This window comes from Hyalangium versicolor (genome assembly GCF_020103695.1).
In the GTDB taxonomy this organism is placed as follows: domain Bacteria; phylum Myxococcota; class Myxococcia; order Myxococcales; family Myxococcaceae; genus Hyalangium; species Hyalangium versicolor.
In genome coordinates, this window is the sequence record NZ_JAHXBF010000011.1 from 31,263 (window position 1) to 52,938 (window position 21,676).

The 21,676-nt window shown below is 66.1% G+C and carries 16 protein-coding genes; 10 read left to right on the forward strand and 6 right to left on the reverse strand.

The window, feature by feature from the left end; genetic code table 11:
• Positions 1-21: 21 nt before the first annotated feature.
• Both KY501_RS23055 and KY501_RS23060 read left to right on the forward strand, forming a co-directional pair.
• A complete protein-coding gene (locus KY501_RS23055; protein WP_224365413.1) occupies positions 22-579 on the forward strand; it encodes a hypothetical protein in 558 nt (185 codons plus the stop codon).
• Positions 576-1,169, forward strand: a complete 594-nt coding sequence (locus KY501_RS23060) for a tRNA-uridine aminocarboxypropyltransferase (protein ID WP_224365414.1) — start codon at positions 576-578, stop codon at positions 1,167-1,169. The genes KY501_RS23055 and KY501_RS23060 overlap by 4 nt, the downstream gene beginning before the upstream one ends.
• Here KY501_RS23060 and KY501_RS23065 read toward each other — a convergent pair whose 3' ends face one another.
• Both KY501_RS23065 and KY501_RS23070 read right to left on the reverse strand, forming a co-directional pair.
• Entirely contained in the window at positions 1,170-2,579 is a 1,410-nt protein-coding gene (locus tag KY501_RS23065; protein ID WP_224365415.1) for a protein-disulfide reductase DsbD family protein, read from the reverse strand.
• Positions 2,580-2,636: 57 nt separating this feature from the next.
• The gene (locus KY501_RS23070) at positions 2,637-4,430 is read right to left on the reverse strand and encodes an SPFH domain-containing protein (protein ID WP_224365416.1); all 1,794 of its coding nucleotides are present in this window, start codon (positions 4,428-4,430) and stop codon (positions 2,637-2,639) included.
• Positions 4,431-4,692: 262 nt separating this feature from the next.
• On the opposite strand from KY501_RS23070, the gene KY501_RS23075 reads away from it, so the two are divergent.
• Positions 4,693-5,997, forward strand: a complete 1,305-nt coding sequence (locus tag KY501_RS23075; protein WP_224365417.1) for a cytochrome P450 — start codon at positions 4,693-4,695, stop codon at positions 5,995-5,997.
• Here KY501_RS23075 and KY501_RS23080 read toward each other — a convergent pair.
• Complete coding sequence (locus KY501_RS23080) at positions 5,981-6,943, reverse strand: bifunctional 5,10-methylenetetrahydrofolate dehydrogenase/5,10-methenyltetrahydrofolate cyclohydrolase (RefSeq protein ID WP_224365418.1); 963 nt, start codon at positions 6,941-6,943, stop codon at positions 5,981-5,983. The genes KY501_RS23075 and KY501_RS23080 overlap by 17 nt on opposite strands.
• 192 nt (positions 6,944-7,135) lie before the next feature.
• On the opposite strand from KY501_RS23080, the gene KY501_RS23085 reads away from it, so the two are divergent.
• On the forward strand, positions 7,136-9,538 hold the full coding sequence (locus KY501_RS23085; RefSeq protein ID WP_224365419.1) for a glycoside hydrolase family 31 protein: 2,403 nt from the start codon (positions 7,136-7,138) through the stop codon (positions 9,536-9,538).
• A gap of 107 nt (positions 9,539-9,645) precedes the next feature.
• On the forward strand, positions 9,646-10,911 hold the full coding sequence (locus KY501_RS23090; protein ID WP_224365420.1) for an ABC transporter substrate-binding protein: 1,266 nt from the start codon (positions 9,646-9,648) through the stop codon (positions 10,909-10,911).
• An 81-nt stretch (positions 10,912-10,992) separates the two neighbouring features.
• Here KY501_RS23090 and KY501_RS23095 read toward each other — a convergent pair whose 3' ends face one another.
• The gene (locus KY501_RS23095; protein ID WP_224365661.1) at positions 10,993-14,388 is read right to left on the reverse strand and encodes a CARDB domain-containing protein; all 3,396 of its coding nucleotides are present in this window, start codon (positions 14,386-14,388) and stop codon (positions 10,993-10,995) included.
• 675 nt (positions 14,389-15,063) lie between these two features.
• On the opposite strand from KY501_RS23095, the gene KY501_RS23100 reads away from it, so the two are divergent.
• Entirely contained in the window at positions 15,064-16,215 is a 1,152-nt protein-coding gene (locus KY501_RS23100; RefSeq protein ID WP_224365421.1) for a serine/threonine protein kinase, read from the forward strand.
• Between the two features lie 37 nt (positions 16,216-16,252).
• Here the strand turns inward: KY501_RS23100 and KY501_RS23105 are convergent, their stop codons facing one another.
• Positions 16,253-16,618, reverse strand: coding sequence for a helix-turn-helix domain-containing protein (locus KY501_RS23105; protein ID WP_224365422.1), 366 nt, complete (start codon positions 16,616-16,618; stop codon positions 16,253-16,255).
• Between the two features lie 52 nt (positions 16,619-16,670).
• On the reverse strand, positions 16,671-16,898 hold the full coding sequence (locus tag KY501_RS23110) for a helix-turn-helix domain-containing protein (RefSeq protein ID WP_224365423.1): 228 nt from the start codon (positions 16,896-16,898) through the stop codon (positions 16,671-16,673).
• A gap of 92 nt (positions 16,899-16,990) precedes the next feature.
• Here KY501_RS23110 and KY501_RS23115 point away from each other — a divergent pair, with 92 nt between their 5' ends.
• From KY501_RS23115 to KY501_RS23130, 4 genes are all read left to right on the forward strand, one after another.
• Positions 16,991-18,964 (forward strand): serine/threonine-protein kinase, encoded by a 1,974-nt coding sequence (locus KY501_RS23115; protein ID WP_224365424.1) that lies wholly within the window; start codon positions 16,991-16,993, stop codon positions 18,962-18,964.
• 112 nt (positions 18,965-19,076) lie between these two features.
• Positions 19,077-20,000 carry a DUF2381 family protein gene (locus KY501_RS23120; protein WP_224365425.1) on the forward strand — a complete coding sequence of 308 codons (924 nt, stop codon included), beginning with the start codon at positions 19,077-19,079 and terminating at the stop codon, positions 19,998-20,000.
• Positions 20,001-20,451: 451 nt separating this feature from the next.
• Positions 20,452-20,808 carry a PAAR domain-containing contractile injection system baseplate protein gene (locus tag KY501_RS23125; RefSeq protein WP_507236557.1) on the forward strand — a complete coding sequence of 119 codons (357 nt, stop codon included), beginning with the start codon at positions 20,452-20,454 and terminating at the stop codon, positions 20,806-20,808.
• Positions 20,809-20,820: 12 nt separating this feature from the next.
• On the forward strand, positions 20,821-21,675 hold the full coding sequence (locus KY501_RS23130) for a DUF4123 domain-containing protein (protein WP_224365426.1): 855 nt from the start codon (positions 20,821-20,823) through the stop codon (positions 21,673-21,675).
• Position 21,676: the final 1 nt, after the last annotated feature.

The window sequence follows — 21,676 nt, forward strand, 5'->3', positions numbered from 1 at the left end:
CCCCTCTCAGCGCCGTGCCGTATGGAAAGCCCTTCCGACAGCCGCGACTACCGAGTCCTCTTTTTCTGCCCCGCCTCCACGGCGCGATTGGAGCGCATCGAGGCGCCGATCCGGCGGCTGTTGTCGCGCATTCAGGCGCCTCCCGCGGAGCTGACGCCCATTGATGAGGCAGGCACGCTGACCGAGGCCGGCTGGAAGGTCTTCATGGTGCGCTCGCTCACGGAGCGCTCCGCCGCGCACGCCCTGGCCGCGTACGTGAGCGAGATCACCTGCACGCTGGCGGCGGAGCTGAATGGAGAGGTGCTGGGGCTCTACATCGACGTGTCGGGAGACTCGGCGCGCATCTGCCGATGTGGCCCGGAGGACGGACCCGAGACGTTCGCGGGTCGGCGCCCGGTAGCGCTGGGCCGCACGGCCGAGTGGCTCGAAGTCTCTCCGGCGGGGCTGTCCGCGCTGTTCCAGGTGGATATGCCGGACGACTACGAGCCGGACGCCGAGGATCGCTTCGTCGAGCAGAAGCTGCGCGAGGCCCGCCAGTTCATGGAGCAGTACCGGCGGCAGAACAAGATCAGCACATGAGGTCTCGCACTCCGGCGGACCTCGCGGGCCGGTGCCCGCGATGCTACCTGCCGACGCGGCTGTGCCTGTGTGCCGAGGTGCCACGTCTGGAGACGCGCACCGAGTACCTGGTCATCCGCCACAACAAGGAGAAGGAGAAGTCCACCAACACGGCGCGGCTGGCGGCGCTGGCCCTCTCGCAGTGCCAGGTGCTCACCTATGGAGCTCCGGGTGAGCGCTTCGACGCCTCGGTCCTGGAGGGCTCCGACACGTGGCTGCTCTTCCCGGATTCACAGCCGCCCGCTTCGGATGCACCTCCCCCACGTCGACTGGTGGTGCTGGACGGGAACTGGGGACAGGCCCGGAGGATGCTGCAACGGATGCCGGTGCTGCGGAGGATGCCAGGGCTGGCCCTGCCGCCGCCCCCGCCGAACACGCGAAGGCTGCGCCGCCCACCGAACCCCGAGGGCATGTCCACGCTGGAGGCCATGGCCGGCGCCGTGGCGCTCCTCGAAGGAGAGGAGCTGGCCCGGCAGCTCTACGCGCTGCACGAGCTGATGATCGACCGAGTCCTGGCGAGCCGAGGGCGGCTTGGCGAGGAGTGGCAGTGATCAGCGGACCTTCTTGAGCTCCTCGGTGAAGGGCTTGGGCTCCAGGAAGCCGGTGACGCGGGGATTCTTGAGGATCTCCCCGCTCGAGGAGACGAAGGCCACGGTGGGCAGGCCCTCGACGCCGAAGCGCTCCATCAGCGCATCGAGCGAATCCTCGCTGTTGGTCGCATCGATCTTGATGCTGAGGAAGCGTCCCGCCTCGGAGATGACCTCCGGGGCCGGATACGTCTCACGGTCCAGCTCCTTACAGGCCGCGCACCAGTCCGCGAAGAAGTCGATCAGCACGGGCTTGCCCTCGGTGCGGGCCAGGGCGAGCGCCTTGTCGAACTCCTGGGCGGAGAAGCTGGCCTGCTTGGCGGGCATGACCTGGTGCCACAGGAAGGAGGGAGCCTGGGGAGGCTGCGCCCAGCCCAGCTTCACCCAGAGCGCGCCGGTGGGAGCGGCATCCATCGCGCCCACGCGGATGACGATGGCGAACACCACGAGCGCCACCCCCGCGGCCTTGATGGCGAACTCCCGTGCGTTGGACTTGAAGGACAGGTGGACGGCGCCCACCACGACGCCCAGCGCCGCAATCCCACCGGTGATGAAGGCTCCCGGCACGCGGCCGATCTGCGCGGCCACGCCCTTCACGGTGTCACGGGCCCAGGGGAATGCATCCCGCAGGTACGAGATGGCGAGCGCCACGAGGATGATGCCGAGCACGCTCTTCACCCACTCCATCCACTCGCCGCCGCGAGGCAGCCGCACGGTGAAGACGCCGATGAGGAAGAACGGCACGCCGATGCCCAGCGCATAGATGAAGAGCAGGCCCGCACCGAGCGGCATGTTCGCCGTCTTGGCCACGAACGCGAGCAGGCCGGTGAGCACGGGCCCGGTGCACGGCGCCGCGAGGAACCCGGACACGCTGCCCATGAGGAACGCGCCGGCCAGGCCCGCGCCGCCCACGGAGTTCAACCGCTGCTGCAGCCCATACGGCAGCGCCAACTCGAAGGCGCCGAACATGGACGTAGCCAGCACCAGGAGGAACACGGCCAGCCCCGTCACCACCCCGGGGTGGCCGAGCAGGGCACCAAAGGCCTGCCCCGTCTTGGCCGCCAGCACTCCGAGCGCGCTGAAGACCACCCCCATGCCGATGATGTACGAGGAAGTGAGCAACAGCGCCTTCCCTCGCCCCTCGGCCTTGCGAGCGCCGAACACAGACACGGTGATGGGGATGAGCGGATAGACGCAGGGCGTCAAGGACGTAAGGAGGCCGCCGGCGAAGACGACAGCGGCCCCCAGGAACAGGCTGCCCGAGGCGAGGAACTGCGAGGCATCCAGCCCAGCGCTGGGGCCGGTGGGCATGAGCCAGGGAACGAGCGCCACGGCGATGCCGCACGCCGCGGCAAGGATTCCGACCTTCTTCACGTCTGACGACCTCCTGAGCTCCCTTGCCTCCTTATATACGCCGAAGCCGGCGGCCCGTTACTGCGGCTGCTGGGTGGGGCTGGGAACCTTCAGGCCCGCAGAACGCGCGAGCCCCATCACCCCTTCCACGGCGGCGGCGATGTACCCGAACGGATTGGCGCCATCCACGGATGTGACGTGGACTTCGCCCATCTTCTGCTGGAAGGCGGCGGCCACCTGGGGCAGCTGCTGCGCCAGCGTCATCTGGATGGCCTCGGGGCTCAGGGTGTTCTCGATCTCGCGCATGGCGCGGGCGCGAGCGAGCTCCAGCTCCTGCTGGGTGTTGAGCTTCCGGGACTCCAGCTCGGCGACGGCGAGCTCGGCCTCGGCGATGGCGCGGCGGGCCTGGGCCACCTGCACCTGGGCCTTGAGCCGCTCCACCTCCTGGAGGGTGGCGGCGAGCTGACCCTCATTGCGGGCGGAGGCGGACTCCTGCTCGTGGCGGATGCGCTCCATCTCCGCCTGCTGCTCCTGGCGGATGCGCTCCAGCTCGGCGTCGGCGCGAGCGGCGGCCAGGGTGCGCTCGTGGGTGAGCTGGGCCTCGGCCATGGAGCGCTCGTGGGCCAGCCTCGCCTCGCTCAGCCGAGCCTCGGAGGCGAGCTGCTCCAGCTTCGCGGACTCCTCGGCCTCCTGCCGGCGCTGGCGCAGCTCGAGTTCGGCATTCAGCTTGTTGAGGGCCAGCTCGCGCTCGGCTTCAGCCTGGCCCTGCTTGAGGGTGCGCTCCTGGGCCAGCTTCGTCTCGGCGACGCGGGCCTCGGTGGCCAGGAACTCCAGCTTCGCGGCCTCCTCGCCCTGCTGCTTGCGCTGGCGGACCTCGATGTCCGCGTTCATCTTCGCCAGCGTCACCTCGCGCTCGGTGGCGGCCTGGCCCTGCTTGAGGGTGCGCTCCTGCACCAGCCGCGCCTCGGTGACGCGGGCCTCGGAGGCCAGCTCCTCGAGCCGCGCCTGCTCCTCGGTGACGGTGCGCTTCTGACGGACCTCCTCATCGGCGGCGAGCTTCGTCAGGGCGATGACGCGCTCGGCCTCGGCCTCCTCGCGCCGCAGGAAGCGCTCCTTGGCCAGCTCCGCCTCGCGGGCCTGCCGCTCCTGCTCGCGGCGGTAGCGGGCCTGCATGTTCTCGAAGACGGTGGCGCTGAGCACGCGCACGTCCTGGATCTCGATGGTGTCGATGACGACGCCCCACCCGGCATCGGTGCTGTCATCCAACCGGCCGCGGCCGGAGACGACGGGGGCAATCTCTCGCATGAGCTCGGTGGCGATGCCCTCCTTGCGCTTGGTGAGGCACTCCTCCACGGAGAGGTTGGCCACGAGCCGCCGCGCGGCGCCGACGAACATCTCCCGCAGCAACTCCTGCAGCTTCTCGGAGGCGCGCTCCGGGAAGGAGAAGTTCAGCATGCGGAAGGCCACGAGCGGATCGACGATGCGGTACACGGCGAGGCCGGTGACGGCGACGCCCACCTTCTCACTGGTCACCTGGTCCGCGGTGAACTGGAGCCGCTGGACGCTGGTGGGGACAATGGCCACCGCGTCGCCGGGGAACTTGAAGCAGCTGGCGCCCTGGCCGGAGACTTCACGCACCCGGCCGCGGCGCATGTGGATGAGGAACTCACTGGGACGCGCGGAGATGAGGCCCCACTTCTTCATCTTCTCGGGGTCCTCCTCGGGCTTTCCGGCCCGCCAGCCATACTCGTAGCGGTTGCCATTCACACCGAGGGTGCCGCCACCGCCCTCCTTCACCAGTTGCATCCGCGTCTCAGCTTCGATGACACCGTTGCTCCCATTCATCCTGGCCTGCTTGCCATTGGCGCTCATGCGTTCGCCCTCCGAAAGGAACGCAGTGCAGAGATGCGGCCAAGTCTGGCTTTGCGTGTTTCCAAGTACTTGCGGGGTGTCATCGCACCATTTCGGAGCGGTTGGCTCGGAAACGCTCAGCGCCCTGCCCCAGAATGGCGCAACGGGGTGGAGCGGTAGCGTCGAGGACCCAAAGGAGTATTCAATATGTAAGTTAAACAGGTGAAATTTACCCGCGCTTTGGGGTACCTCCTGAGACAGACCAACTCGGGAGGTAGTGCCGATGCGAAGAGACGTAGTGAATTCGGCCAAGGCGCTGTCGCAGGCGTGGCACCAGCTTGAGTCGTCCGTCCCCAGCGATCTGCTCGACCCAAGCCTCTGCCTCGATCTCCACCCGGCGATGCACAGCCTCCGCCAGAAAGACCCGGTGCACTGGAGTCCGCAACTGAACGGCTGGGTGCTCACCCGCTTCGAGGACATCGCGGCCATCCTGCGTGATCCGCGAGTCACGGATGCCAGCACGACGGGTCGGATCGACCGGATGCCCGAGGAGGAGCGCAAGCAGTTGCGTCCCCTGCGCGACTCCATCGCGCTCTGGATGGGGCACACGCGCAAAGAGGATCACCTGCGCTTCCAGCAGTTCCTCAAGAAGTACTTCAGCCACAGAACCGTGGAGCAGTTGCGGCACAAGACGCAGGCACTGCTCGACCGATTGATCGACAAGCTCATCCAGGACGATGAGATCGACATCGTCTCCGAGCTCGCGCATCCGCTCTCGGCGGGAGTGATTGCCGAGATGCTGGGGACTCCCATCGAGGATCTCGATCAGCTCCAGCGCTGGTCACGCACCCTGAACCTGCTGTTCCGGGTGAGAGGCTTCCAGGATCTGCTGGAGATCCAGCAGACGCTCCTGGAGATGGAGAGCTACCTGAAGCACTTCCTCGACGCCCGGCGAGTGGAGCGGCGGGAGGACTTGATCAGCATCTTCCTGGACGGCCTGGAGAACGGAGACATCGCCAGCGAGGAGGAGATCATCGCCAACTGCATCCTGCTGTTGTTCGCGGCGGAGGACACCACGGCGAGCATGATGAGCAACGGGATGTGGATGTTGCTCGATCACCCGGACCAGTTGGAGCGGCTGAGGCAGGAGCCCGCGCTGATCCCCAACGCCGTCGAGGAGATGATGCGCTTCGATGGCCCCTCGACGATGATCAACCGCATGGCCGTGGAGAACTTCGAGCTCCACGGCAGGCAAATCGAGGCTGGCCAGATGGTCTTCCTGGTGTTGCATGCGGGCAACCGGGATCCGGAGGTCTTCCCCGAGCCCGACCAGTTCGACGTGGGCCGCAAGGTGATGAAGCACCTGGCCTTCGGATACGGCGCCTCCTACTGCCTGGGGGCGGCACTGGCCCGCATGGAGGCACACGTCTTCTTCGAGACGGTGCTTCGCCGCCTGGGGGACCTCGAGCTGACCGCCGATGGAGCGCCCTGGGTCCCTCTGCCGCCGCTCTGGCGCCGCCTGAAGTCCCTCTGGGTGCGCATCCACCCCGCGCACACCGAGGCTCAGGCCCTCACGGGGACGGGGTGACGGGCCCCGGGAAGAACTCGTAGCCGAGCCGGCCCACGCCCGCGGCGAACCACGCCGCGCGCACCGTGTTCTCCATGAGCGCCGCCACCGTCACCGGGCCGACGCCGCCCGGGACAGGGGTGATGGCGGAGGCAATGGGGCTGACGCCGTCGAACTCCGCGTCGCCCACCAGCTTGCCCGTCTCCGTCACCCGCGTGGCCACGTCGATGAAGACCACGCCCGGCTTGAGCATCTCGCGGGTGATGCGGTAGTCCGCGCGCCCCACCGCGGTGACGACGATGTCCGCGCGCTCGAGCGCATCGAGCTGGTACTCGCGAGGCACGTGACGGTGGATCCAGGTGACCTCGGCGTCGCACATGCGGCCGCCGAGCATCAGCATGATGGGCTTGGAGGTGATGTCATTGCGGCCGATGACGACGGCGCGCTTCCCGCGTGTCTCGATGCGGTAGTAGTCGATGATGCGCTTCACCGCGAGCGCGGTGGACGGCAGGTACCGGAGGCGGCGAGTCCTGGCCCGGTAGAGCTCGCCGAAGGAGCTCGAGGCGATGCCGTCCACGTCCTTCTCGGGAGGGATGACATCCAGGATGTCGAACTTGTCGACGGGGTCCGCGCCACCGCTGATGTCCGGCTCCTCGATGGACCGGGGGAGCGGGAGTTGAACGAGCAGCCCGTGCACATCATTGGAGGCGCCGATGCGCGCGACCTCCTGGCAGAGGGCCTCGGCCTCGACATCCTCCTTGAGGAGGATGTGCTGCGCCTTCATGCCGAGCTTCTCACAGGACTGGATCTTCCGCCCCACGTACCGCTTCGAGGCTGGATCGTCACCCACCTGCACCACCGTGAGGGAGGGCGTGATGCCATACCGGGCTTTCAGCTCGGCGATCTCGGGCGTGATTCGCCGTTCGATCTCCTCCACCACGGGCTTTCCGTACAGAATCGTCGTCATCGTTCTCGTCCGCCTTGCGCGACCCGGGCTGCATATAGCAACGCTGCGGGCACGGCGGGTGGAGTTCCTTCAGCCGCGGGCCGAGCACCGCCACCAGGAGAACAGGCATGCGCAAGCGCACCGTCTTCAATCATCTCCCGTAAGAAGTGAGTGCCACTCGGGAGTGCACACCGCATAGGCTGCGGCCGCCCTATGCGACTCGACGACATCTCCCTGGAACCGACCCGCATCACCTTCTGGGGCGCGCGCTCCGCCCTGGAGGTCCGCAGCCCGCTGCCTGGAGTCCTGAGACTGCGCCACATCCCCGCGCTGGGTCCCTCCGTGGCCACCCTGCGCGAGCTGTCCCAGAAAGAATCCTGGGCCGTGGTGGCACAGACGGACCGGCCCCTCTCGTTCCGCCGCGAGGAACAAGGGGGAATCGCGGTGGTGGGAACGGAGGAGCTGTCCCTGGAAGTGAACGTGACTCAGGGCACCTGGCGCCTGAGGGACGCCAGCGGCCGGGAGCTCACCCGCTGCGAGGGCTTCTCCGGCGAGCAGATGCCGGACTATCCCGTCACCCGCCACCGCACCCGGCTGTCCCTGTACTCGCCGCCGGACGAGGCGTGGCTGGGCTTTGGCGAGAAGGTGGGCGCGCTCGACAAGCGCGGCATGCGCTTCGTGTTCTGGAACACGGACGTGCTGCCCCACCACCCGGACACGGATCCGCTCTACCAGTCCATTCCCGTCAGCCTCGGCCTGCGCGAGGGCCAGGCATGGGGCTTCTTCGTCGACGAGTCCTGGAGGATGGAGGTGGACGTAGCGGTGGACGATCCCACGCTCGTGCGCTGGGAGTCAGCGGGACCAGAGCTGGACACCTACGTGATCGTGGGTCCGCAGCCCGCGGACGTGGTGCGGCGCTACACGGAGCTCACCGGCCGCCACCCGCTGCCGCCGCTGTGGAGCCTGGGAGCCCAGCAGTCTCGCTGGGGCTACGAGAACGTGGGAGACATCCGCTCCGTCCTGCGCGGCTACCGGGCCCGCAACCTCCCGCTGGACTGCATCTACCTCGATATCGACTACATGGAGGGCTACAAGGTCTGGACGTGGGATCGCGCGCGCTATCCGGATCCCGCGGGGCTGGCCAGGGAGGCGGCCGCGCAGGGCGTGAAGCTGGTCACCATCATCGACCCTGGCGTCAAGGCCGAGCCGGGCTACCGCGTCTATGACGAGGCGCTGGCCAATGACTACCTGGTCCGCAACGACCGGGGCAACGTGCTGTACGGCGAAGTGTGGCCCAAGCCGGCCGCCTTCCCGGACTTCACGCAGGAGTCCGTGCGCAAGTGGTGGGGCAAGCTGCACCGGGAGTTCCTGGAGGCGGGCGTCGCCGGCTTCTGGAACGACATGAACGAGCCGGCGTGCTTCAAGCTGCTCAACGGTCAGGACACGTTCTCCATCAACACGGCGCAGGCGGTGGACCTCGGAAAGGTGGAGGGCCCCACCCTGCCCCACGACGCGAGGCACGGAGACAAGCGCCACCTGGAAGTGCACAACGTCTACGCGCTGGGCATGGCGAAGGCGGCCTTCGAGGGCCAGCGAGAGCTCGCTCCGGAGCGCCGGCCCTTCGTGCTGACGCGCGCGGGCTTCGCGGGCATCCAGCGCTACTCAGCGGTGTGGACGGGAGACAACTCCAGTTACTGGGCGCACCTGGAGCTCTCGATCGCCATGATGTTGGGACTGGGCCTGTCGGGCGTGGCCTTCACCGGGGCGGACATCCCGGGCTTCCTCGGCAAGGCCAACGGGGAGATGCTGGTGCGCTGGTCGCAGCTGGGCACCTTCTACCCGATGATGCGCAACCACTCGGGCAAGGGCACCCCGCAGCAGGAGCCCTGGCGCTTCGGCGAGCCGTACCTCTCGCACACCCGGCTGTGGCTGGAGAACCGCTACCGGTTGCTGCCCACGCTCTACACGCTGATGCACGAGGCCGCGCAGGAGGGCTTGCCTGCGATACGCCCGCTCGTCATGTACGCGCCGGGTGACGCGGACGCGCTCCGGATGGATGACGAGTTCTTCTTCGGAAGGGATCTGCTCGTGGCGCCCGTGGTGCGCCAGAGCCGCACGCGGCGGCACGCGTATCTCCCCGAGGGCCGCTGGCTGCCCTTCTCCAACCTTGCGCCCTCGGGAAAAGTCATCGAGGGCCGACAGCATTTGCTGGCCGAGGCAGGGCTGGACACGGTGCCCATGTGGCTGAGAGAGGGCGGAGCCCTGGCGTTGACCGAGCCCGCGCTGCACACCACCACGGCCAACTGGTCTCACCTCACCTGGCACATCCACGCGGGCCCGCAGGTGGAGGGCCGCCTCTATGAGGACGCGGGCGACGGCTACGGAGCCTCCCGTATCACCCGGCTGAGCGGCGCGAAGCAGGGAGACCGCTTCGTGCTCACCCGAAACACAGAGGGAACACTTTCCCCGTCTCGGCAGAAAGAAACACTGTGTGTGTACGGAGTAGCGGCTCCGCGAGAGGTGATCGGCGCCATGAAGCACCGCGTCGTAGACGGAGTGCTCACGGTGGAGATGGAGGCAGGCTGGGAGAAGCTGGAAGTCGCGACCAACTCCTGAGTGCCTGAGCGTGGGGTGCGAGTGAATTGTTGCATCCTCGCACCAGATACAGTCCGCTTCGCGCCGCGCTCCAGCGTTGGAGCGCCTCACCGAAGGGGCATTCACGCATGAAGAAGGCACTGGCAGGACTCGCGGTCGCGGCGGCATTGGGCTCCCCCACCCTGGCGCGAGCAGAGACGCTCACGATTGCCTGTGGCAGCGTGGGAATGGAGAGGGATCTCTGCAAGTCAGGCGCGGAGGCCTGGGCCCAGAAGACGGGCAACACCGTCACCATCGTCAGCGCGTCCACGGACGCCACCCAGGAGCTCGCGTCGCTCCAGCAGTTGCTGGCCTCGGGCACGGCGGACCTGGACGTCGCCCGCCTCGACGTCATCTGGCCGGGCATCGTGGCCAACTACTTCATCGACTTGAAGCAGTACATCCCGGAGGAGGTGCTCAAGGAGCACTTCCAGCCCATCGTGAAGAACAACACGGTGAACGGGAAGCTGGTGGGCATGCCGTGGTTCACGGACGCGGGGCTGCTCTACTACCGCAAGGATCTGCTGGAGAAGTACGGGCAGAAGCCGCCCACCACGTGGCAGGAGCTGGCGCAGTCGGCCAAGGTGGTGCTGGAGGGTGAGAAGAAGGCGGGCAATGACAAGCTGGTGGGCTTCGTCTTCCAAGGCAAGTCGTACGAGGGCCTGACGTGCAACGCGCTGGAGTGGATTGACTCCTTCGGCGGCGGAACCATTGTCGACCCCAGCGGCAAGGTGACGGTGAACAACCCGAAGGCGGTGGAGGCTGTCACCTTCTTCGCCTCGCTGGTGGGCAACGTCATCCCCAAGGGCGTGCTGGCCTACGAGGAGGAGGGCGCGCGCGGTGCCTTCCAGTCCGGCAACGCGGTGTTCATGCGCAACTGGCCGTACGCCTGGGCGCTGGCCAACGGCAAGGACAGCCCGGTGGCGGGCAAGGTGGCGGTGATGGCGCTGCCCAAGGGCGGCGCGGACGGCAAGTCCACGGGCACGCTGGGCGGCTGGCAGCTGGGCGTACCGAAGACGTCCAAGAACCCGAAGCTGGCGGCGGACCTGGTGAAGTACCTGACGAGCACCGAGGAGCAGAAGCGCCGCGCCGTCGTGGGCTCGTTCAACCCCACCATCGTGAGCCTCTACAAGGATCCGGAGCTGCTCAAGGCCAACCCCTTCTTCGGCAGCCTCTATGACACCTTCATCAACGCCGTGCCGCGGCCGACGATCGCCGGTGCGAAGTACAACCAGGTGAGCACGGAGTTCCGCAACGCGGTGTACGCCACGCTCAACGGCTCGGGCAAGGCGGAGGCCAACCTGTCCAAGGCCGAGACGAAGATCAAGGCCCTGAGCAAGGGCGGCAAGTGGTGAGTCTGCAGCCGTGAAGAACAAGAGGCTGCCCACCGATACAGCGTGGGCAGCCTCGAGCTGTGAAGCCTCAAGCCTTACCGGCTAGAAGTTGTTGCCGCCCCCGTTGGTGACGGAGAAGCCGGCGGTGCTCTGGTTGACGAACTTCGCCGTGGGCGCGTTGTTGACCGTCACGTTGCTGAAGGTCGCGCCGCCCGCCGCGGACGGCAGGATCTGGATGCCGTAGTTCGTCGGGTTGCTGATGGTGATGTTCTGGAGCGCCAGGTTGGTGAACGAGCCACCGTTGCTCTGGATGCTGATGCCCTGGTACGTCGGATCCACGATGTCGACGTTCTTGATGGTGATGCCGTTGGTGGGGCTCTGGTCGGCGCGCAGCCAGATGGAGCCGAACTGCTGGCCACCCCAGTAGGTGCCGCCGGTGCGCACCAGCGTCAGCCCGTCGACCGTCGCCGACTCCATGGGGAACGGATTGAACTCGGAGCTCACCGTGAGGCCCGGGTAGGTGATCGTGTCGTAGGCCACGCTGTTCTCGATGCGGTTGTTGATGCCGCCGTAGATGGCGAAGCCCGCCGCGCGCCAGGTGATCTGCGCCGTGCAGTTGCGGATGACGTTGTTGGAGTCCGGGAACCCGTAGAGATCGCGCGCGGACCAGATGGCGAACGCGTCGTCACCGGTGTTACGGGCGTGCACGTTCTCGATGAGGCTGTCCTTGGTGCCGTTGCACAGGTTGATGCCGTCCGCGCCGGTGTTGCGGATGCGCACGTTGCTGATGCGCAGGTTGGTGGACTCGGAGGGGCCACCCACCCAGTAGCCGCAGGTGACGTGCTCGATCCACACGTTCTCGATGACGGTGTTCTTGAAGGCGGAGGGGACCCACGCCTTGCCGCCCTGGGTGCGCAGACCGTCGGTGTTGCCAAAGATGGCGAAGTCGCGGAACTTCGAGTTGTCACCGGTGATGATGAAGCCCGTGTTGCCCCAGTCCCCTTCCTGCAGGCTCGCGTTGTAGATCTTCGTGTACCAGAGGCCCGCGCCCTGGATGGTGATGCCCTTGACCTGGTACTTGGTGGTCTGGTCGTACACGCCGGGCGGCAGGTAGACGCCCGAGTAGGTTCCGGCCTGGGCCGCCCAGATGGCCTGGTTGATGGCGTTGTCGTCCGACTGCCCATCGTTCGGCACCGCGGGCGCCCAGCCGTGCCCGGCCTCGGTGACGTCGATGTAGCCGGCCGGCTTCTCGATCTTCGGACCGACCAGCTCCAGGTCGATGAAGTCGATGGCGTAGTACGAGGCGGTGTCGCCCGAGTCCTTCTGCAGACGGACGGTGGCGCCCTGGGGGATGGTGGTGCTCAGCAGCTTGTTGGCCTCGTCGTAGATGCGGCGCGGGAGACCGTTCGAGGGGTTGTTGGTCTGGATGTTGTCGTCGCCGTAGACCCAGGCCTCCTTGGAGGAGAGGTTGAGCGTGGTCAGCTTGGTGCCGTTGACGTAGAGGCTCAGCGTGGCCTGGATGCCGCCGCCGCCCGCCGCGTCAGGCATGCTGTTGCGCACGACGATGGCGTTGGCGGCCGCGGTGGTCGTCCACTCCACGTAGTGGCCAGTGGAGCTGAGGACGACGGCCTTGCGGCCGGAGGCCTCGCCCGCGATGGTGCCCGTCGCGCGGCTGGGACCCTGGACCTGGGCATTGGTGCGCCCGTTCTCCGCCTCGTACTCGATCCAGGGCACGTTCGCGCCGCGGCCCACGTAGATGGTCGAGGACTGCGAGTTGTTGCTCTCCACGGCCTCGGTGATGGCGTTGGAGGGGTCCACGGTCGCCACCAGGGTGTGGTTGCCGTTGGTGGCCGTCCAGGTGCCGCTCAGGGTGACGGCCGCCGAGGCGCCCGCGTTCAGCGAGGTGGGACCGGTGCCGTTCAGGGTCGTGACGCCATCGATGACGAGCTTCACGGCGATAGCGGTGCCGGAGGTGGCGTTGAGGCCCTGGTTGGCGATGGCCACGGTGAAGGAGACCGCGCTGCCCGCCTGCGGGGTGGAGGGAGTCGACGAGATGGTCTGGACGATCAGGTCCGGCCCGGGGATCTGCGACACGGTGATGCTCTTGCTGAGGCTGTTGTTGCTGTCGTTGAACTCGGAGATGGCGTTGTCCGGGTCCACCGTGGCGTCAATGGAGTAGGTGCCGTTGGAGGTGGACCAGGTGCCGCTGGCCGTCAGGGTCGCGCTCGCGCCGGCCGCCAGGGACGTGGTGGACGTGGCGGTGGCCACCTCCTGGCCGTTCACGCGGAAGGAGACCTTGTGGCTGCTGCTCGGGGTGGCCGCGGTGCCGCTGTTCTTGATGACGGCCTTGAGGGTGATGGCGTCCCCCTCCTGCGGCGGGGTGTGACCGGCGGTCCACTGGATGTCCGTGACGGTGAGGTCGGCCTTCTGCGTCGTGGTGGCGCCGACGGTGATGTAGTCCAGGTTGATGTTGGCGCCGTCGCCCGCGTCATACTTGTAGGCGACCTGGTTGGAGCCGGAGTTCAGGTAGACCGTCTCGGCCTTGTTGGCCCAGGTGTCCCAGTTGCCGGTGGTGGGCAGGATGCTCTGCTTGATCTTCGTGCCGTTGACGTAGACGGAGATGTTGGACTCGGCGAAGCCGTTGCCGTAGCGCAGGCTCACGTCGTACCAGCCCGCGCTGGCCGCGGAGACGTTGAACGTGGTGGTCGCGCCCTGGGTCCAGTAGCCCTCGACGAACCCGGAGCCGCTGTAGTTGGCGTGGTTGGTCGTTTGGGTCGCGCCGCCGCTCAGGGAGGCGGACTCGGCCTCATACTTGGAGCCGCCGGTAGCCGTCGCGTAGGTGGCGGTGATGGTCGTCGCCGCGGCCGTCGTGGTGTACGTGGTGGAGGCCGCGCTGGTGTTGCCGAAGCTGGAGGACGTCCCACCCGTCCAGCCATTGAAGACTTGACCGGAGGGAGGCGTGTTGGCGGTGATGTTCACCACGGAGCCGGCCGCGTAGGAGCCGCTGCCCGAGCCGTTGACGACGGTGAGGGCGTAGGTGGGGTTGCCGGCCGAGGGCTCGCCGATGACCTGGAACTCGGCGACCTGGCCGCCGGTGGCGCCGCTGTTGCCCGTGAACTGGAGCTGCACTTCGCTCACGGTAGCGGTGACGGCAATGGTGACCTGGTTGCCGCTCGAGGGATCGAAGCTATAGGTGGCCGAGGACTTCAGGGTGGAGAAGGTGCTCGTGCTGGCGTTGTGGCCCAGCACGGCGAACGTCTGGGTGCGCGCCCCCCAGATGCTGTCCGGGTTGAGCTGCACGACGACCGAGGTGATGTTGTGATTGCTGCCCAGGTTCACCGTGAGGGTGTTGGGATAGGCGTTGGGCGCGCCTTCCCAGTACGTCGCCCGGTTCCCATCGTTCGCGTTCGATGCGACGTAGACCTGGGTATAGGAGGAGGCGGAGATGCTCTTCCCCTGCGCGACGTTCGAACTCGCGGCTTGCTTCACGGACCCCATGGCTTGCGGTGCAACTGACTGAGGCTCGCAGGCGCTGAGGACCAGCTGGGACATCGCCAATACGACGCCTGCGGCCCTGGCCAATCTCGACACATTGTTCCTGTTTCTCACGTGCTCTCCTGGTCAAGCGGTTTCACTGACCCCCTGCGAGCTCCCCTCTCTCTCCCCGTGGCGAGACGCCTCCTGCTGGAAGCCGAGAGGTGCTTGAGGTGCGTCGGATGCTCGGTCATCAGCGCTCGGGCTGTTCGACGCTCTCAGGGACGGCATGTAAAGCCGTTTTTCCGAGGAGTAAAGACAGAAAATGAAAGCGTCATCATGACGGCACGCGTCACTGTTGATGACCAGACGCGTCAATGATGACTGCAACACATTACAGCATTGAGTGAGCACGCATAACGCGCCACGCCATGAGCCCCAGGCCATGACGGGCCGCGTCAATACCTGTGCAATTCAACGCTCCACAGGCGCATGGGGCACGAGCACCGCGAATGCGCTTTCAGCCTCAGCGCGGACCACCGCTCGCTACCGCTCGTTGCCTCGATAATCTCATCAGGTCCAGTCAGCAATGTACCTGATAGGTACACACTTCTTGGGAAAAACCGTCCCCTTGTGATACCTATTGCGGCCAGCCCGGCAGACCCTACTGCCAGGAGTATTCCCGCCTGGGGGATCAACATGAGTGATGGAGAGAAGCCCACCGACAAACGCACCAAGGACATGCTGGAGGGAGGGAGGCCTCAGTTCCTGTTCGTCCTGGACGAGACCCGCTACGAGTTGATCCGGGAACTCGAATGCAGGGGAAACGGAGAGGTGCTGGTGCTGGCCCGGCGCAGTGTCCAGCGTGCACCCGCAGGCTCGGTCGCCATCAGAAGCCTGAGGAGTCCGAGCCAGTTCATGAACCGCCAGCGGCTCGTGGATCAGGTGCGGCTGGCTTTCTTGCTCCACCACCCTGCTATCGCTCAGGTGCATCACCTCAAGATCCACCAGGGAGAGCCGCACGTGATCATGGAGTACGTGGATGGTCCCTCCTTGGACACCGTCCTCAATCTCGTGACGATGCTCGAGCGCACGGTGTCACCGTCCTTCGCGCTCTACATCGGTGCCGAGGTGGCCGATGCACTGCACCATGCGCACACGCTCAGGGATGATCAGGGGCTCCCCCTGGGAATCATCCACCGCGACGTGAGCCCGCGGAACATCTGCCTGGAGGCGCATGGCGCGGTGAAGCTGACGCATTTTGGAGCTGCCTACTCGCTCATGGTGGGACGGGAGGAGACGCCGCATCTGTTGCTCAAGGGGGATGTGGCGTACGCCTCACCCGAGTACCTGAACGGCCAGAACCTGGCGCCCTCATCGGACGTGTTCTCCTTGGGGCTCGTTCTCGTGGAGCTGCTCACAGGCCGCCACCTCTTGAACGTAGAGGATGCTGGAGGGGCGCGCTCACTCTTCCTGCGTCCCGATGATCAGGAGCCCAGGCCCGAGGAGTCTCCCTCGCTCCCCTTCGCTCTGATGCGGACCCTGATCAGGCGCTACGGTCCAGAAGACGTGGAGCAGGCCGTGAGGGGCCTGCCCGAAGCGCTCAAGGCCATCATCCACAAGGCCCTCATGCGCGATCCTGCCCAGAGGTACCCCACAGCGGCCGAGATGAGCCAGGCGCTGTATACCTGTCTCGCGGACATGCCACAGCCCTACGGCCGGAAAGAGGCTCGCGAGGAGGTCTCTCGGCTGATCGCCGATGCCAGCGCCCACCGCGACCGGCTGGAGCTCCTCCAACAGGAGATCTTCCCGGAGGTCATGGAGGAGCACGAGTTGCCCTCACGCCCATGAGGACGCCCCTCTCGCGCGGCAGCTGGCAGGCCTCTCTCTACCGGAGGAGGGCACCTGCCATGCCGGTGAGCGCCTGGAGTTGGGTCTCATCCATCCGGAGCACCAGCGTGAGCAACCGGCGCAAGCCCGGTGAGGACTCCTCCTGCTTGCGGCGAGAGTCCTTCATGGGCTCGGAGGCTGCACCTTCGCCGGAGAGGCCCAGCAATCCATCCGCGGAGATGTGGAGCACGGTGCAGAGCCGACGTAACGTCGGGACACTGGGCATCACCTTGCCGCGCTCCATGCGGCTGTAGACCATGGAGGTAATCTCCACGAGAGAGGCCACCTCCGCCTGGGTCAGTCCCGCGCGTTGCCGGGCCTCACGAGCCACCTCGCCGATCATCCTCGCCAGTTCTTCATTCATGGGTCAGCCAGAGTGTACCTGATAGGGTCATCCCCGAGTTGCTCGATGGGGGTCAAGCCTTGACGGTGGGCAAGCCGAGGAGCGTATTGGCGGAGACCCTGAAGAACAGGCACAGGTCCACCAGCGTCGACGGGGTGGGCAGCAACTTGCCCCGCTCCATCCGGGCATAGGCCAGCAAGGGGAGATCGACGCTCTGAGCCACCTGCTCCATGGTGAGCCCGGCGTTGAGCCGGACGCTGCGGATCATCGTTCCGATGGTGGATGCCAGATCGGCCCTCATGGAAAGACCTCGGGTAGGAGTCGCACGGAGGCCTTGATATACCTGACAAGGACTCTTGGGAGATAGGAGTAGTGGGTGTACGGAGCTGGGGCATGACGGCGCTCGCCCGCTTGGAGATCCCCTCTGGAACGGACGTCCGCGGCTTCCTGATCGAGGGACAGTTGGGGGCCGGCGGCTTCGGCACTGTGTACCGGGCCCGCCGGGGTGAGCGCCTCTACGCGCTCAAGTTCATCCGCATCAAGGACGCGGGCGGCTGGGCGAAGCGCGAGGTGGAGAGCCTCCTGCGTGTCTCCCACCGCAGCGTGGTGGGCTTCGAGGGGTGTGGCTTCTGGCCAGAGGAGACTCGCGAGTACCTCGTGGTCATCATGGACTACGTCGAGGGACGGCAGCTGGACGTGTGGGCCAAGGAGGAGAATCCGGCCGCCCGCGAAGTGGCCCAGAAGGTGCTGGGTGTGGGGCAGGCGCTCGAGACAATCCATCGAGAGAACGTGATCCACCGGGACCTGAAGGAGGCGAACATCATCGTGCGTGCCTCCACGGGGGAAGTCGTGGTGGTGGACTTCGGAGTCGCGGGCGGACCCCATACGGCGAGGGTGACACGAGATGTGGTTCCTCCCTGCACGTTCGAGTACCGCTCTCCCGAAGCGTGGCGGTTCTTGCGTGAGAACGTCGGTCGGCAGGACGTCCACTACCAACCCGGCCCAGCCGATGATCTCTACGCCCTGGGGGTGATCCTCTACTGGCTGCTGACGGGCAGATATCCCTGTGTGGGGGTGACCGAAGCGGAGCAGGCGGAGGTCACCATCCACCAGGTTCCCGAGCCTCCTCGCGCCGTGAACCCCCGGGTGCCGGAGGCGATCAGCGTCATCTGCATGAAGCTGTTGGAGAAACAGCCCGAGGACCGCTACCCGGATGCAGCGACGCTGTGCTCAACCGTGGAACCCGCGCTGGCGGCAGCGGATGCGGCCTGGAACGTGCCTCTGTGCGACGCCCATGCCCCGGACAACCTCACGACCGAGGGCAAGCGGGCCCGGGAGGATGGCGATGACGGCGTGGCGCATTGGCTCCGGGAGGCACGCCACGCACACGAAAGGCCCAGGAGAGGCAAACGTCCAACGCCTGCGGCTCCAGAGCGGAAGCCGCCACTGGCACCTGGAGTGGACGCGGCACCCGCCCTGCCCGCTCCACCAGCTCCTGCGCAGCCTGCCGACGCAGCTCCTCCTGCTGAAGGGGTGCAGCCGTCCCGGAGCGTTGCCCAGCCCGTCCGCTCATGGGTTGTGCTGGGGTTGGGCCTCGTGGCGGCCTTGGAGATGGCCGTTGCGCGGCTTCATGCCCGTCCTGAACCGCCACTCCCAGCCACTGACAAGGTGATGGAGGGGAGCTCCGCCGGATTCTTCGCGGTTATCCCGGAGATGACTCTGGAGACTACCTGGAAGGTTGGCGGGAAAGTAGCGTCCCCGTGGAAGCCGCCGGAAGCTGCTCGCCAGAACTTCTTCGCCGCCGAGAGGGCGACCCTGCCATGGGCTCCCTCTGAGGTGCGCGAGCAGGGAGAGACTTCCGTGAACAGTCCCCAGGAGAAGCAGAAGAAGGTCCTCGGTGCGATGGGCAAGGCGATCTCCACGGGTATCGCCTGCTTCGGGATGGCGTGCACCGGGCCGCAGGTTCGCCCGGAGCCTCCCGCTGAGCCCTGCCCTGCCGGCGCGCTCAAGGCCATGGCCGAGCTGGACATCAGCATTGGCGACGACTACCCGGCGGTTCTCGTCTCAGGCCAGTTAAGAGAGATCATCCCTCTCAGGGAGGGATGGAACAGTGTGCGGCTCATTGGCCAGTTCAAGGAGTTGTCCACAGGCACCATCCTGAAGGGGCGGCTCATGTTTGGGAGTGAGCGCGTGTACGGACGGTTCACCGAGGCGCAAGACCGTAAGACCGCCCGCACGTGGCCCATCTGCATGGAGTTGCTGAACCACGACAACGCGCGCGGCCTGCCGATGAAGCCTGGCTCCACGGCTGAGGCCGCGAAGGTCTTCAACTCCGTGGGAGTGAAGGCAGTGGACCACTTCCAGTAGAGAAGGACCTGGCGCGCGAGCGTGGAGAGTACGGGCACTCTTGAGCCGGAAGCGTGGTAGAGCCGACGTCCCAGGACGCTACGTCTCGCCCCCACCCAGGAGGTTCTGTTCCGTGCTCGCTTCGTCTCCCGCCGCTCTTCTGGTGCTGGCGCTCCTCGCAGGCGCCTCTGCCACCGCGCAGCTCCGGGCAGTCACTTGCGAAACGGGGACCCGGCGCATCGAGCTGAAGACGGAGCCCTCCGACGAGGTGCCTGAGCTGTGCATCGGTCCTGAGCTGTCCACCACGCTTATCTTCTACGGAGCGGAGTTACTCCCTGGCGGAATATCCGTGGACAACCGGGAGCGCTTCACGCTTGTGGAGGTGGGCAATACCGTGATCCGGCTGGTGCCCTCGGTGCGCGTGATGCCTGGAGAGCGGCTGCGGCTGGCGGTGCGTTTCAAGGATGCAGCGGCCCCGGCGAGCGCAGCTTTCTGGCTGGCGGTGGTCCCCGGACAGGTGGAACCCTTCGTGGAGGTGTACCGCGAGAAGCGCACGCTGGAGTCCTACCAGCAGCAGGTGCAGGAGAAGGACTCCCAGCTCCGCCAGTGCCAGGAGGACAACGCGCGGCTGATGGCCGAGAAGGAGAGCCCTGGGGGCATTACCGGTCTGCTCGCGACAGGGCTCATGGGTGAAATGGGGGTCATCTCCAAGAGTCTCACCGAGAGCATGGTCGCGCACCCCGCAAATACCATCCGCGTGGCGCGCGCCTTCACCTACCGTTCCACGAGCAGGGTGGCCGTCGTGTTAGTGCTCGAAGTTACCGAAGGAATGAAGCCCTGGCAGGCGGCGAGAGCAGAGCTGGTGGGGCCACGCAGTCGTGCTCTACGGACAGAGTCACCCTGGCAACGAGGCCCCCTCCACGACGGAGCAAAGGACGTGCGCGTGGTGATCGAGGCAGCGGCGACAGAAGCAGAGACCCGGGGCACCTTCACGCTCAAGGTATGGGATGCGGATGGCACCCGGAGCATCACCCTCACCGGAGTGACATTCCCGTAGGCATCCATCGAGGCTCAGGGTCGAAGACCCAGCGGCCTCCATCCTTGGAGGCGCCCAGGGCGCGCACATAGTTGTGGATCTTCCCCGGCTGCTTCTGGCCGAACTCATCCAGCATCACCGCACAATAGCGGCCTTGCTCCGGGGTGTTGGCGGTGAGGCGCGACTGGCGACCAGGGCCACAGCGGGGGGCGTTTTCTTGCCCTCTTCATCACTGCGGTCGACGCGACCGTCATTGTTCGTCGGATCCTCACTGCAGTCTACACCGCCTGTTCCGTCGGGCCAGGCCTCCCTGCTTGCGAGGAGGCGCCCAGGCAAGGCAAGGCGGCCGGAGACTTTCAATAGGCTGACGAGAAATTGATGCAGGAGCACGCCTGCCATGCGTGCCCCTGGAGGGGTACAGCGTAGAGCCTCTCCATGCACCTACCCTCTTGATTCATTTCAGGAGGGACAGATGCCACCCGCAGCTCGTATCAGCGACATGCACACATGCCCCAAGGTCGAGCCGGGCCCTGTGCCTCACGTGGGCGGACCAGTGTTATCGGGTGAGCCTACGGTAATCATCGGTTTCATGCCGGCGGCGCGAGTGGGGGACTCCTTGGTCTGCATAGGGCCTCCAGATTCTGTATCGCAAGGAGAGTCCACCGTGATCATTGGTGGAAAACCTGCTGCGAGATTGGGGGACCCGACTTCGCATGGTGGTGTCATCGTCGTGGGTTATCCGACCGTCTTGATTGGGAGCTCTGCTCAGGGCAAATGTTTGGCCAGCTCAGCCGCGAGCGGAGCGGCCCTCGTTACAAAGGCTCGGTAGATGAGAGCCGTGATGGAAATCGTCTCTGGCCATCAAACCTCGCGGCGCATACCGCTCACGGAGGGAGTGCCGCTGAGGGTCGGTTGCAGTGAACCCTCGGAGGTGATGCTCCCGCAGGACGCGCTCTTGGAAGCGGTTCATTTCTCCCTTGTGTTCAACGGAGAGACGTGCTGGCTGCGGGTGGCAGCATCGGTTTCCCCGATCCAGATCGAAGGCAGAGCTGAGACATCGGTGGAGTTAGCTGACGCGAGCAGCTGGGTGGCGGGCCAGACGTGGTTCTCTCTGCGCTTGATACCGCACGCTAGGGCCAATCAGATCTCTGGCTTTCCGGCTGCTGTGTTGACGGAACTCAGAAAAAACCAAACGCCACTGTTCGCGCTCGTAGACGCCGCACGCGATGAGCAGGTCCTGACGCTGTTGCGGAACTCGGATCAACAGTCGCAGAGTCTCTACGAGGGGCTGCAGGGGCAACTCCTCTCCCGTCAAGCGCCGTATCTGCTGCGACTGATGCCAGATTCCGCTACTCTGGCGAGGATGCTCCACCAAGGGTGGAGCAAGAGTTGGGGTGTGTTCCTCACCAGCCGTCTGCCATTCGATGAAGTCCGGCGGCATTTTCGGCGCTTCCTCTTCGTCCTTGATGAGGCGGACCGTGAAGTCTACCTGCGCTTCTACGATCCCAGAGTGCTGCGCAGCCTCCTGCCGGCCTTTGTAGCTTCACAGGCGGCCGCATTCTTCGAAGGTGTGGAGTCGTTCCTCATGGAGGGCGCATCTCCACGGGAGTTGCTCAGTTTCACCTGGAGTGGGCACGAACTCCTCCAGCATGCCTTTGAACTTGAGGGAGCGGGAGAGGGTTCTCCCTTAGCCTGAC